The following is a 13759-nucleotide window of genomic DNA, read 5'->3' as shown; positions in this document are numbered from 1 at the left end:
TGACCAATTCAATTCATTTTCGCGCCAAGCGTGCAGCACCCAATCAGAACGAGACCTGAACCTTGAACACACAGACATCAACCACAGCAAAAGCCAACAACACCCACACGTCGCTCGCGGACTTTATTTGGAAAAACGCGGAGGACCTCTGGGGAAACTTCAAGCACGTCGATTTCGGCAAGATCATCCTGCCGTTCACGCTTCTCCGCCGCCTTGAATGCGTCCTCGAGCCTACTCGGAAAGAAGCCGCCAAGATGCACAAGATGGCTGTCGAAAATGGGCTCGATGTCGATGTCATCCTGCGTCAGGCTACCGGCTACCCGTTCTACAACACATCGAGCTATAGCCTTGAAACACTAGGGTCTGGACGCACCCGCCAGAACTTTGAGGACTACATCGCGAAGTTCTCCGGCAATGCCCGCGTGATCTTCGAGCAGTTCGATTTCATCAACACGATCAGCCAGATGGACAAGAAGGGTGTTCTCTACAAGATCTGCCAGAACTTTGCCGCCATCGACCTGCACCCCGACGCGGTTCCCGAGCGGACCATGTCCAACGTCTATGAACACCTGATCCGCCGCTTCGGGGCCGAGGTGAATGAGGCGGCCGAGGACTTCATGACGCCGCGCGATGTGGTCCACTTGGGCATCGAGCTCTTGCTTGAACCCGATGACCAGATGTTCATCGACAACCCCGGCATCATCCGCACGCTCTACGACCCGACGATCGGCACCGGCGGCTTTGTGTCCGACGGGATGGAACACGTTCAGTCGCTGCAGGATCGCTATGGAACGGCACCCACACTTGTTCCCTACGGCCAGGAACTGGAATCCGAAACCCACGCCGTTTGTCTGGCAAGCATGCTTCTGAAGACGCTCAAGTCCGATCCCGGCCGCGATCTGTCCCAGAACATCAAGCTTGGGAGCACGCTCTCGGCTGACAAATTCCGCCACGACAAATTCCACTACTGCGTCTCCAACCCGCCATTCGGCAAGAAGTGGGAGTTGGACCAGGCCGAGGTCGTGCGCGAACACCGCGACCAGAAATTCGAGGGGCGCTTTGGTCCCAAGCTGCCGCGTGTCAGCGATGGCTCGATGCTGTTCCTGCTGCACCTGCTCAGCAAGCTTGAAGACCCTGAAAAGGGCGGCGGGCGCGCGGCGATCGTGCTGTCGGGCTCTCCCCTCTTCAACGGCAACGCCGGTCAGGGTGAATCTGAAATCCGCCGTCACCTGCTTGAACAGGACGTGGTCGAGGCCATCATCGCCCTGCCGACCGAGATCTTCTTCCGCACGGGCATTGGCACCTACATCTGGGTTCTGTCCAACCGCAAGCCCGCTAACCGGCGCGGCAAGGTTCAACTGATCGACGCGACCGAGATGTATGAGCCGCTCCGCAAGAGCGAGGGCAACAAGCGGCGCAAGATCGGGGAGGACCAAATCCGCGATATCGTTCAGCTTTACGCCGACTTCGAGCCGACCAAGAAAAGCCTCATCCTCGACGCGCAGGACTTCGGCTATCGTCGCATCAAGGTGCTGCGCCCGCTGCGTCACAAGATCGTTGTGTCAGACGCGGGGTTTGAAGCGTTGGCCGAGCACAAGGCCTGGGAAAAGCGCACCGACGGTCAACGGCAAGGCTGGCGCGAGGTGTTGGCAGAGCATGCAGGTACCGACCATGACTGGCACTGGATCGACAGCTTTGCCAAGGCTGCCGCGAAGAAGGACGCGAGCCTCGGCAAAGCCGACGCGGCGCTGATCAAGGCGTTTCAAAAGGCCTTTGGCGTGCGGGACGAAGATCTGGAACCAGTCAAGGACAAGAAGGGCAACCTGATCCCCGACGATGATCTGACGGATTATGAGAACGTGCCCATGGGCACCGATATCCATGACTACCTCCAAACCGAGGTAACGCCCCACGCCCATGACGCCTATATCGACGAGACCTACGTGGACGAAACCGACGGTGACATCGGGATTGTCGGCTATGAGATCAACTTCAACCGCTATTTCTATGAATATGTGCCGCCACGCGATCTGGACGAAATCGATGCAGAGCTGAAAGCCATCGAGGCCTCCATCGCTGAAGTTTTGGCTGAGGTGACGGAATGACCCCGAAGGACTTCCTAGACGATTTTGTCGGCACTTCTCTGTGGTCAACTCTGCCCGCAAAGCATCGTTTCAAGTACACGAAAGAACCTAACACTGGGATGAAGGAAAGCCACCGGCTGGCCTTAACCATGAAGGGCGTCATCGATCGATCGTTGGACGATAACGAGGGACTCCAATCGTCTGATTACGGTTCATACCAAATCTTTGAACCGGGCGACTTGGCCTTCAAACTGATCGACCTTCAGAACATCAAAACGAGCCGCGTCGGCTTGGTTCCCCGCCGCGGTATCATGAGCCCTGCATACATTCGTCTGGTTCCGACGTCTGATGTTGTGGTTTCCAAGTTCTACTATTGGTATTTCTACGCCGCTTACATCGGGAACATTTTCAATGGTCTCGGCGGCGGTATCCGTCAGAACCTGAGCCAAACGGAACTCCTGAACTTTCCGGTGCCAGATTTGTCTCAAGACGACCAGAACGCAATCGCCGACTATCTCGACCGCGAGACCGCGCGAATTGATGGTTTGGTCGCACAAAAGACCCGCTTCATTGCTGTTCTGGACGACAAAGAAAAAGCGATGATAGCCCACTTCGTTCGTCGAGGCATCGATGCCAACGTACCAACGAAGAACAGCGGCATCGAATGGCGGGGTGACGTACCTGCCCATTGGCAACGTGCGCGAATGAAGAACCATTTCAAGCAAATCAAACGCCAAGGGTTTGACGACCTGACCGTGCTGTCCGTCTATCGTGAGTTTGGCGTCATCGAGAAAGCTTCGCGCACCGACAACATCAACAAGACGCCAGAGGACCTGTCCAAATACCAGCTGGTTGAGCCATACGACTTGGCGATCAACAAGATGAAAGCTTGGCAGGGCTCGATGGGGATTTCTCCCTTCTTGGGCATTACCTCTCCCGACTATGTGGTGATGAAGCCTATTGGCGCGCACAACCCCAGATATATGCACCATTATCTCCGCGCGCGGCCGATGCCATGGGTTTATCGCTTGATTTCCAACGGTATTCGGACCGATCAATGGCGTATGGAACCAGAGAAATTTTTAGAATTGCCGATTTTCCTGCCACCGATGGATGAACAAGAAGCGATTGCGAACCGGATTGACCGCGAATTGGATCGCATTCGGGGTTTGATTGAAAAGACCGAGCGCTCCATCGCGCTTTTGAAAGAAAAACGCGCGGCGCTCATTACGGCGGCGGTGACCGGTAAGATTGATGTGAGGGCCGCAGCTTGAGCGATTTGCACCACGAAAAACACCTTGAGGCCTATATCGTCAAGAAACTGACGGAACAGGGCTGGCTGCTCGGCGAGACCAAAGGCTTTGACCAGGACACCGCCGTCTACACCGAGGATCTGGAGGCCTGGATCCAAGAGACCCAAGGGCCGAAATGGGACAAGCTCGTCGCGCTGAACGGCGAGCGCGCTCGCGAAACGCTCCTCTCCCGCCTCGATGCGGCTTTGACGAAACAGGGCACCATCCAGGTTCTGCGCCGTGGCTTTTCCATCGCGGGCTGCGGTCAGATCGACATGTCCGAGCCCGCCCCCGAAGATCAGCGCAACGAAACGATCATCGCACGCTATGCAGCCAACCGGCTGCGCGTCGTGCCCCAGCTGAAGTATCACCCCGGCCGTGAGCTGGCGATCGATCTTGGCCTCTTCATCAACGGGCTGCCTGTTGCGACTGTCGAACTCAAAACCGACTTCACCCAATCCGCCGAAAGCGCGCGCGAGCAATACAAGCGCGACCGTCTGCCCGAGGACCCTGCCACCGGTCGCAAACACCCGCTGCTGACGTTTAAACGCGGTGCCATCGTGCATTTCGCGATGTCCGATAGTGAAATCTGGATGGCAACGAAACTGGCGGGCGAGAACACGTTCTTCCTACCGTTCAACCGTGGCCATGACGGCAAAGGCGGCAACCCGCCCCGTGATGACGGCGAATACCCCGTCGCCTATTTCTGGGAAGAGATTTGCCAGCCCGATGCCTTCCTGCGGATCTTCCACAGCTTCGTCTATGTCGAGAAGAAGGATGTGGTGGACCTGAAGGGCAACTGGTCGGTCAAGGAAACTCTGATCTTCCCTCGCTTTCACCAGCACGACGCGGTCAACAAGATGATCGCGGACGCCAAGGAGAAAGGTCCTGGACATGCGTATCTGTGCGAACACAGTGCGGGATCGGGCAAGACATCGACAATCGCATGGACAGCCCACGACCTGACCAAGCTGCGCCATGACGATGGCAAGGCAGTCTTTGACACCGTGATCATCGTGACGGACCGGACCGTGCTGGATGGCCAGCTGCAAGACGCTGTTCAGCAGATCGACCACCGCAAGGGCATGATCGCCGCGATTGACCGCGAGACGAGCTCCAAGACGAAGACGGCTCAGTTGACAGAAGCGATGCTGAAAGGCGTCCCGATTATCGTGGTGACGCTTCAGACCTTCCCGCACGCCATGGAAGCGATCCTGACGGAGACATCGTTGAAGGACCGTAGCTTTGCCGTGATCATCGATGAGGCGCATACATCGCAGACAGGCAGCACCGCTTCGAAGCTGCAGGCGACCCTCGCACTTTCGTCAGCTCAAGATACCGCGAACATGACGGTCGAAGAGCTTCTGACCGAGATCCAGAAAAGCCGCGCCCGGCCGAAGAACCTGTCCCACTTCGCCTTCACCGCGACCCCGAAACATTCGACCTTGATGTTGTTCGGACGGCCTCAGGACCCGTCCCGCCCGGCAGGCCCGGACAACCTTCCGCGTGCGTTCCATAAATACGAGATGCGTCAGGCCATCGACGAGGGTTTCATTCTCGACGTGCTCAAGGGCTACGTTTCGTACAAGACCGCCTTCAATCTGGGAAAAGAACTGGAAGACAAGAAGCGCGTGGACGGCAAGGCAGCCAAGCGTGCGCTTGCCAAATGGATGAGCTTGCATCCCACGAACGTCACCCAGAAGGTGCAGTTCATCATGGAGCACTTCCGGCACAACGTTTCGCCTCTCCTTGACGGAAAGGCGAAGGCAATGGTTGTGACGAGCTCGCGTGCGGCGGCTGTTCGCTACAAGAAGGCCTTCGATGCTTTTGTCATTGCGAACCCGCAGTACAAAGACGTTCGCGCGTTGGTCGCATTCTCGGGGAAGCTCAGCGGCAAGGACGTTATGCATTCCGATGACGCGCAGATTTCAGGCGATCTCTTCGTTTGTGACGATGATGCTGAATTCACTGAAAGCAACATGAACACGGGCGTTGAGGTCAAGGACCTGCGGATCGCATTTGATAGGCCGGAATTTAGAGTGATGTTGGTCGCTAATAAGTTCCAGACGGGCTTCGACCAGCCGAAGCTCGTCGCTATGTATGTCGACAAGAAAATCGCGAATGAAGTCGAAATCGTTCAAACGCTGTCGCGACTCAATCGCACTTTCCCGGGCAAGGAAGAAACCTTCGTCATCGATTTCGTAAACGACCCGGAAGCGATCCGAGCGGCCTTCAAAAAATACGATTCCGGCGCGCAAATCACCGAGGTTCAAGACCCAAATGTCATCTACGACATGAAGGATACCCTTGACGAACAGGGCATCTACTCGGACGAAGACATCGAGGCGTTCAAGGTGGCGCGCTTTGAAACCGCCAAGACCTTCGACACCGGCGAAGAAGATCACCACAAGGCGATGTTTGCGGCCACCCAACGACCGACCGACCTGTTCAACGCTCGCCTCAAAGCGCTTCGCGAAGAGGCCGCTCGGTGCGAAGTTGAATTCCTGAAGGCAACCGAGGCAGGAGACGATGCCTCGGCGAAAAAGGCCGAGCATGAAAGGATGCAAATAGAAGAGAGCATCGGTCGAATGCTGGAGTTCAAGTCGGGATTGGCTAGGTTTTCCAGGACCTACACATACATCGCGCAATTGCTGGATCTGGGGGATCCCAGCATGGAAAATTTTGCCGCTTTCACAAAACTTCTGGCAAACCGCCTCAATGGCGTTCCTCCCGAGCACGTAGATCTCAGAGGCATTTCCCTGACGGGATACGACATTAAAAAGAACGATGACCAGGGCAACAACCGTGATGACCCAGATCCAAACTTAAAGCCCACTGGACCGGGCGGTTCAAATGCGCCCGGTAAGCTTCCTGTCTACCTCCAGGAACTGATCGAACGATTGAACGGTATCTTTGGTGAAGCCGCTCCGATCAAGGACCAAGCAAGCTTCGTAAACCAAATCGTTTCGATAACCCGTGAAAACAGTATCGTAAGAGCGCAAGTTGAGGAAAACTCTAAAGACCAAGCGTTGAAAGGAAGCCTTCCCGGCGCGGTTCAAGGCGCGGTGGTGCGTGCAATGAGTTCGAACAACGCTTTGGCCACGCATCTTCTCAAAGAAGACAAACAAGGCCTCGGCATCCTTACGAACCTTATTTACGATCTGATCAAAGCGGGGAAAGATATCGACCTTGGAGAGCTCGAAGATGTATAAATCGAGCTCTTCCAGCGCCGATTGGCCCAAAAAACATGCGCCAAGGAAAGCGGGCACTGGGGGACCATTTCGACGTCGGGGATCCAATCGGGAGTTCGACCTCAGAACAGAGGCAGCCCAATTTCGCACGCTTTGGGCCGTCCGCCGACTTCACTCAACTGCAGCGAATTGGTCTTCAGCCCAGCGACGGATTTTTTCTTCTCGCGGCATGCCTCGATATTGGCGCGGAATATTCCAGGCTTGGGCTGATGGGTGCCCTGTTCGGAAGGCTCTTATGTCAGGCATATGCGCTTCAAACACTTCGTGGGCGAACTGTGCCGCCTTTCCCAGATAAACGATGATTTCGGGCTGAACGCGTTGCAAACGGACAATGAGCCTAGCTCGGTTCTCGGGTGCCAGAACATCCTGTTTGCGTGGCTGCGTGCTCCCATCGTATCCCTCGCGCTCGGGATATCGTGGCAGTGAGTGTGCATTGACTAAGCTGTAGGCATCTAGTCGCGGCGATGGAAAAACCTGCGGATGTAGGACCTGCAAGCGTCGCAGCATGATTTCAAGATTTTGTCCGGACTGCCCTGCGAAAGGCCGTCCGTCCCGTTCTTCTTCACGTCCAGGACAGGCCCCGACCAGCAGTACTCTTGGATGTACATCGACAAATCTGAAATCAGCAGCGTTCCTACACATCTCGAAAACCTAGCCGACCATGATCGGAACCCCAAGGGCACTGGCGACGGGGTGCGAATACATCCGTACAGTCCGGCCGATAGCGAAGTGAAGAAGGTAGAAATCAATCGGCCATGCCTACGAAATTTCACCTGAAAGCCGAACTACAGCTTAGCTCTATCGCCCCCGAAGAAAGCCAGGGCAGGAACCCCGCCCTGGCGCTGAGGTCATTCGGTGACCGGCTCTTCATCGCGGCGCGGGAAGGCGACCATTTCGACGTCAGGGAACATGCTGTGCTTGACGTTGATCGACGTGATGTTGCCGGTGTCGTCGGTGTTCACGAAGAGGACGCCGCAGCGGTCCCAGAAGTTCTTGCCGTCTTTTTCGCCGGTTTTGACGTTCAGTTTCAGAGTTTGAGTAGCCATTTTTTGATCCTCACTTTGAGTGTTTCGATGAACATGACCAAAGCTGGCACCAAGGGGCTGTCAGCGAGAAACTTGTCTCGCGAGGAATGCGCTGGCGCAGGGGAATTTTCTTGTTGAAGCGGGGCCTGGACCGCGTCCGGCACGGCTGCCCGCTTATGTTCAGCAATCAGAAACACGGCGCTGAGGATCTGGGTTGGCCATCAACCCCTGTGCTGGGCCGTCAAAGCTGGCCTGGAACGCTGCAACTCCTGTACTGGGCCTGCAGATTTCTCTCAGTAAATATGATCTACCGATCATAAAGCGGAAATATGACCTGCGGATCATACGGCATCAAAGGCAGCTGAGCGACGTCGTGCGCCAGCAACAATGGCTTCGGCCAATGGCTGCGGGAACCCATCCGGCAAGTCTGCAAGTGTCTTGTCCAAGGCGGGTTCAAGCCCCATCGCGATGTTCGACAAGACCTCTTCCGCCAGCGCCACACCAAAACCAGCCGTCTTTGCAGCCTGCAGGAAATGGCGAGGCACCACCTCATTGATCCGATAGTGCCCGTCGACCGCCATCGCGAGGCGCATCCGGTTCTGGCGGATTTCACCATCATCCACCGCTTTTTGCGCGCTCAGCACGTCATAAAGTGGGGTCATAAGGAAACCACCAGGGCGCAATGCGATGCTGAAATTCTTGGCGTGCCCGTCCGTCGCTCCCAGGAGCCAAAACAGCACCTGTGCGCGGAAGAAGGCGCGCTGATCCGCCTCGGGGGCATCACTGCCCTTCAGCAACCCGATCCCTTCGGTGATCCCCGGCCCGCCATCCATTTGGTATTTTTGACTGGGTGGGACCGAGAGCGCCTGACAAAAGTCTTCCTGCGGGAGGCGGATCAATCGGCCATCCTTGGTCCAGCGCCGATCGAACCGCGTTACGATAAGGCTTCGTACGTCTTCGAAGTCGGCAATCTCGATTTCTGCGACATCCATGCCCATGGCACGGCAGAAGTTCATGCAGAAATACTCGTTTTCAACGCTGTCGGATAGATCAATCCCTGCGGGCAAAACACCCAGCTGGGTCTTGAGGATATGGGTCGTTGGGGTAAGCCCCGATGGACGGATCCATGCGCCCTCATGGCGCAGCAGCGCCGTTTTCTCCTGTGCCCCTGCAATGGAAATGCGGAAGTCGTCTTCCTCGTCCAAGCCAAGCGGAGCACTTGCAAGGTTGCGCAGCATATCCGCTATCTGCGCCTCAGACACGGGCTCGCCCTCGAGCGCGCCAATTTCGGGGATCTCACCCGAAACAAACTGCAAGGCACCTACGCAATCGCGCCCGATCTTCTCCAGCATGTGCCATGCGTCTGTACCTCCAGCGCGCACCCGAGCGGCGACACGTTCACGTATCGCCTGATTGTCGGGCAACAGGTTTTCCAGGTAGGCAATCACAGGTCCGCCCTGGTGCGCCTCTTCACGCAAAGGCAGGGACAGAGAGATGGGCATGGCGTGTTCCCACGACAGCCAGTCCGGATCATAGGTGAAGCTGATTGCGCCCGAGCCTGCGAGACGCAAAGCCCCCACCAGCCTTCCATTCAGAAGCACCTGCATCGTGCCGCTACGCCCGCGTTTGGCCATCAGAAGATATCCTCAATCTCAAGCGAGCCACCGCGCTCCACCAATCGGAACTCAAGCCCAAGAGCCGCCATGACAGCGAGCACAGTGGCGAGCTTGGTTCCCGCGTCGCCATTCTCGAGCGACGAAATCGTCGCGACGCGCAAATTCGTGCGCGCGCTGATATCGCTTTGGGTCCAGCCGCGCGCTTTGCGCGTCCGGCGTAGTGCCTCGCCGATCTGCTCGGCCGTTCGTGCAGTGAGGTCCATGATGCGGCTCCTTTTACGGCACAGCGTAAATCAAAGAAAATTACGCCGCAACGTAAAAATATAAATTTTGCGCCACAGCGTAACATGCGAGCTGCACTCATACCTGCAGCCCCGCAGCGCACACCTGCTCGGGCGTCACCAGCTGTGATGCGATCAAATCCTCGATCTGGCGGTTCGTGATATGGCGGCACAGGGGATGGCGCTCATGGATCCACTCGGCGAGGCTAGCACGCCCCTTGGCTTCGGCCTCTCGCGCCTTCTCGCGATCCGCCTGCACCTGGGCAAGCCCCTTCTCCCAGCGCCGCATCTTGAACCAGTTATCCGAGAAACAGACCTTGCTGCGCGTGTAGCCCTCGCTTTCCTTGGCATAGGCTTTGACCGCCTGAAGCAGGTCATCGGGCTCCACACCGGCTTTCACAGCCGCTGCGATCAGGCGCAGAGTAGTCCGCCGGTCTCGGATCCTGTCTTCGGGATAGGGCGCCAAGATCTTCTCAGCTTCAAGATCTTCGACCTCCTCCGCTGCCTCGCGCTTGCGCGTAGGTGGTTTATGGATGGTTTTAGGATGGTTTGGGGTCCACCGTGAACCCCGTACCCCGTTCACCGTGGACCCCGTACCGGGTTCATGCTGGACGGGGTTCACAGTGACCCCCGTCTCGATGTCGGGCTCAGCCGTGGGTTCGAGCGCGGCCACGCGCTCCAGAACGATGCGGTAAATGACGGTGTAGCCGTTCTTGCAATGCCGCCGCCCTGTCTCGATCAGAATGCCTTCGCGCAGGAAGTCGATGATCGTGCGCTTCACCGTGCTCTCGCTGAGCTCTGTATGGCGCTGGATAGTCCCCTTGGAGCACCAGATACCAGAGCCATCATCGCTCGCCTTGTCGGCCAGAAACATGATGATCTGCTTGCGTGCGGCACTGCCAAAGCGGCGCTCGGCGCATTCATTTGCGATGCGCCAGCTCATTGGACCACCTCACCGGTCAACGGCCGCGAAAAAGCCGACTGAGCGTTTGCGGTGTGGCGCTTGCTCATGCTAACGTACTGCGAAAGCTGACAGGCTTTTTCTATTTGGCCCCGGTTCACAGTTGCCGCTGTGACGGGGCCTTTTTCGTTTTGAACCGGCGAATTTGGCTTTGAAACTTTCGCTTTTTGTTCACTTTTTGTCAGGGGGTGTTTTGCACCCTTAAGCCGTTGTTTTCGCTTGCGCTCTTTCTGGATTGCAAATCCGTGTACACCGGTTCGATTCCGGTACTCGCCTCCAATACCTCCAACGACTTGCGATACTTTTTCCCTCCTCGAGGTTCAATATCCAACCAACTATTGGATTTTTCGTGTTGCGATCTTGTTCTGTTCCATCCGACTGCGAGCATTCTGGGCATATGCCGCCAGCTTGCGTTTAGGCAACACCCCGCCGTACTTCCTTGGCATCTTCACCTCGAAATGATCAGAATTGGTGACCTGAATTATTTGTCCGGCCCGTTTAGGTGTAAACCATTCTTGTGGGCAGTTTGCGATCAGGGACGGCCAAGCCGGCCCTTTGCCCGGTTCAGGCGGCGGCAGAATGGTACTGCAAACAAAGCTGTCGGATTGTCTGTTGTTCGTGGCTGGAATTGACTTGCCATTACCTGTGCTGCTTCGACCTTGTTGGAACGGCATCGCGCCGGTACGAAACGTGCTGGTTTCTTCATGCAATTTGGTCAATCCTTCTTTCTGACGTGTTCGTCAAACGGGGTTCCCGAAAGCATTGCTCCCACAGCAACCATTGAGCAACATTACTTCTCAGCACCGCCGAAAAACGAAACTTCATGACAAGTCGGGAGGGATGAACTAGGACTCTAACAAAGAAAAAGTTCTGGACGTATTGTGGAACATATTGCCTTTACCTTCGAGATGGGGGTCGTTTGCACCCTTCTGGCTTTCACCGTTTTTCTGTTCGTTTCCGAGATCATAAGGATCGACCTTTCCGCCATATTGGTTCTGGTTCTCATAGGCTTGCTCAGCTACGCGCCCGGGCTGGAAAATCTGGCGGATGTCACCCTTCTGTTCGACGGCTTCGCATCCAATGCCGTCATCTCGATCATTGCGGTCATGATCGTCGGGGCCGGTCTGGACAAGACGGGGATCATGAACAAGGTGGCTGCCGTCATACTCAAATACGGCGGCAAATCCGAAGGCAGGGTTGTACCAATCATTTCCGGCACCGTTGGCGTCATATCCTCGTTCATGCAGAATGTAGGCGCCGCTGCTCTGTTTCTGCCGGTTGTCAGCCGAATTTCCACACGGTCAGGCATACCGCTGTCGCGCCTGCTCATGCCAATGGGATTCTGCGCCATTTTGGGCGGCACAATGACGATGGTCGGGTCGTCTCCTCTTATCCTGCTGAACGATCTGATCCTGACGGCAAATGACAGTCTGCCGGCCTCTCAGAAAATGGAGCCCTTCGGCCTGTTCTCGGTCACGCCGATCGGTGCGGTTCTGATCCTGACGGGAATTGGTTACTTTCTGCTGTTGGGACGCTGGGTTTTGCCCGAGGCTGAAGGACCTGACAATACGGGTACCGGACAAGGGACACAGGAATACCTGCAAAGGGTCTATGGCCTCAAAGCTGATGTGTTCGAAGTCGTGGTGCCCGAGGACAGCCCCCTGGTCGGCGAGATTCTGGCCGACATCAACCACGAAAACCACCTGTACATCATTTCAACCTTCTATCGCGGCAAAACCTCGATGGTTCAGGTTTTGACAGCGGAAATTGCAGCGCCGTGTCGGCTGGCCATCGTCGGCCGCCGTTGGGAGGTCGAGAAGTTCGCCGAGAAATACGGGCTGACCGTTCTTCCGGACTTGGACATTTTCGTCGAAGAGTTCGCCCCAACCAATGCAGGCGTGGCCGAGGTGGTCATCACGCCTGACAGCAAGCTGATCGGCAAATGCCCCCGCGAGCTTTTGTTTCGCAAGACCTACGGGATGTCGCTGCTGGCCATTCACCGCGGCGAAGAGACGCTGAGCCATGTCGAGACCGAGGATCACGAATCCACGCAGATCGGGCTCGAAAAGTTTCAGGCGGGCGACATGCTTGTGGCCCATACCAGATGGGACAACCTGATGCGGATCAAACGAGATCCGGATTTCGTCGTTGTGACGACAGACTTTCCTCAGGACGAGCTGAGGCCGCAAAAAGTCGGCTGGGCCCTGGCATTCTTCGCCATTTCGCTGTCGTTGATCCTGTTCACGGACGTCCGGCTTTCACTCTGTCTTCTTACCGGCGCGGTGGGCATGATGCTGACCCGTGTGCTCAGCGTGGACGAGGCGTACCGCGCGGTCGGATGGAACACCGTATTCCTGCTCGCCTGCCTCATACCTTTGGGACAAGCCGTGCAGAACACAGGCACGGCCGCGTGGATCGCCCAGCAGATCATGATAATTCTGGACGGCTGGCCGCTCTGGTCGTTGCAAACCGGCATCGCCATTCTGGCGACGGCCTTTTCTTTGGTCATGTCCAACGTGGGGGCCACGGTCCTGCTGGTGCCTCTGGCAGTATCGATTGCGGTGGCGGCGGGTGGAAACCCGGCCGTCTTTGCCCTGACGGTCGCCATATCGACCTCGAACAGCTTCATCATCCCAACCCATCAGGTAAACGCGTTGATCATGGGTCCGGCCGGATACAAGGTGATGGATTTCGTTCGCTCCGGCGGAATAATGACGGCGCTGTTTCTGGTCGTCTCCCTGCTCATGATCAACGTCATCTATTAGCGCAAGAGGATCTGCGGTGTTCGGTGGTCTTTTCCCATCATCGGGACAGGTTCAGTCAAGGCACCCGTTCACCATAGTCTACGCCCCTTGCTAACATACTGTTCGTCGCCCGGCCCATCTCAGGCTGGGTCCCGGCACGCCATGCCGCCCATCGACGCCCACAGGTCGCTTTCCATGCCTCTGCATCATTGTTGCGCGCGACTCGCTTGACAAGCAGGCCAGCGGTGCCGCATGTCCCTTTCGTTGGTGTCGGTGACAGCCGATGAAAAGGGAATGCGTCAACGGTCTTGCCGCCAAACGCAGCCGCCCCCGCGACCGTGAACGGAGAGGATGCCCAATGCCACTGGCCCGAAAGCCGGGAAGGCGGGACATCCGACAGAGGCCCGCCTCTGGCATCCGCAAGCCGGGAGACCTGCCAACAACCGAAGTTGAAACCGGGCGGGGTGTTCCGGTGTCGGGTCCATGACCATTCGTGGCCCGCATG

Annotated in this window: 10 protein-coding genes and 1 riboswitch; of the genes, 4 read left to right on the top strand and 6 right to left on the bottom strand. The window is 56.8% G+C overall.

The features are described from left to right. Window positions 1–62 precede the first annotated feature (62 nt). The 3 genes from ACR0I0_RS00365 to ACR0I0_RS00355 are packed head-to-tail and all read left to right on the top strand — an operon-like array spanning window position 63 to window position 6588. The gene (locus ACR0I0_RS00365) at window positions 63–2105 is read left to right on the top strand and encodes an HsdM family class I SAM-dependent methyltransferase (RefSeq protein WP_170574338.1); all 2043 of its coding nucleotides are present in this window, start codon (window positions 63–65) and stop codon (window positions 2103–2105) included. After that, window positions 2102–3358: a restriction endonuclease subunit S domain-containing protein gene (locus tag ACR0I0_RS00360; RefSeq protein ID WP_170574335.1), complete on the top strand. Its 1257-nt coding sequence runs from the start codon at window positions 2102–2104 to the stop codon at window positions 3356–3358. The genes ACR0I0_RS00365 and ACR0I0_RS00360 overlap by 4 nt, the downstream gene beginning before the upstream one ends. Then, window positions 3355–6588, top strand: coding sequence for a DEAD/DEAH box helicase family protein (locus tag ACR0I0_RS00355; RefSeq protein ID WP_170574331.1), 3234 nt, complete (start codon window positions 3355–3357; stop codon window positions 6586–6588). The genes ACR0I0_RS00360 and ACR0I0_RS00355 overlap by 4 nt, the downstream gene beginning before the upstream one ends. 150 nt (window positions 6589–6738) lie before the next feature. Here ACR0I0_RS00355 and ACR0I0_RS00350 read toward each other — a convergent pair whose 3' ends face one another. The 6 genes from ACR0I0_RS00350 to ACR0I0_RS00325 form a co-directional block, all read right to left on the bottom strand. Continuing rightward, a complete protein-coding gene (locus ACR0I0_RS00350; protein WP_170574328.1) occupies window positions 6739–7269 on the bottom strand; it encodes a uracil-DNA glycosylase family protein in 531 nt (176 codons plus the stop codon). Window positions 7270–7475: 206 nt separating this feature from the next. After that, on the bottom strand, window positions 7476–7673 hold the full coding sequence (locus ACR0I0_RS00345) for a hypothetical protein (protein WP_055190605.1): 198 nt from the start codon (window positions 7671–7673) through the stop codon (window positions 7476–7478). Between the two features lie 320 nt (window positions 7674–7993). Further along, window positions 7994–9286: a type II toxin-antitoxin system HipA family toxin gene (locus ACR0I0_RS00340; RefSeq protein WP_170574325.1), complete on the bottom strand. Its 1293-nt coding sequence runs from the start codon at window positions 9284–9286 to the stop codon at window positions 7994–7996. After that, a complete protein-coding gene (locus ACR0I0_RS00335) occupies window positions 9286–9531 on the bottom strand; it encodes a helix-turn-helix domain-containing protein (RefSeq protein WP_036560649.1) in 246 nt (81 codons plus the stop codon). Before ACR0I0_RS00335 ends, ACR0I0_RS00340 begins: the two co-directional genes overlap by 1 nt. A 97-nt stretch (window positions 9532–9628) precedes the next feature. Beyond that, window positions 9629–10492 carry a hypothetical protein gene (locus tag ACR0I0_RS00330; protein WP_170574324.1) on the bottom strand — a complete coding sequence of 288 codons (864 nt, stop codon included), beginning with the start codon at window positions 10490–10492 and terminating at the stop codon, window positions 9629–9631. A 353-nt stretch (window positions 10493–10845) separates the two neighbouring features. Next, window positions 10846–11229 carry a hypothetical protein gene (locus tag ACR0I0_RS00325; RefSeq protein WP_209833597.1) on the bottom strand — a complete coding sequence of 128 codons (384 nt, stop codon included), beginning with the start codon at window positions 11227–11229 and terminating at the stop codon, window positions 10846–10848. A gap of 189 nt (window positions 11230–11418) precedes the next feature. Between ACR0I0_RS00325 and ACR0I0_RS00320 the strand changes: the two genes are divergently transcribed. Continuing rightward, complete coding sequence (locus tag ACR0I0_RS00320; RefSeq protein WP_171633868.1) at window positions 11419–13275, top strand: SLC13 family permease; 1857 nt, start codon at window positions 11419–11421, stop codon at window positions 13273–13275. Between the two features lie 227 nt (window positions 13276–13502). Further along, window positions 13503–13709: riboswitch (cobalamin riboswitch) on the top strand. Window positions 13710–13759 lie beyond the last annotated feature (50 nt).

The sequence above is a fragment of the Ruegeria sp. AG6 genome, assembly GCF_056541565.1.
This window is presented reverse-complemented; position numbering and strand designations above follow the sequence as displayed.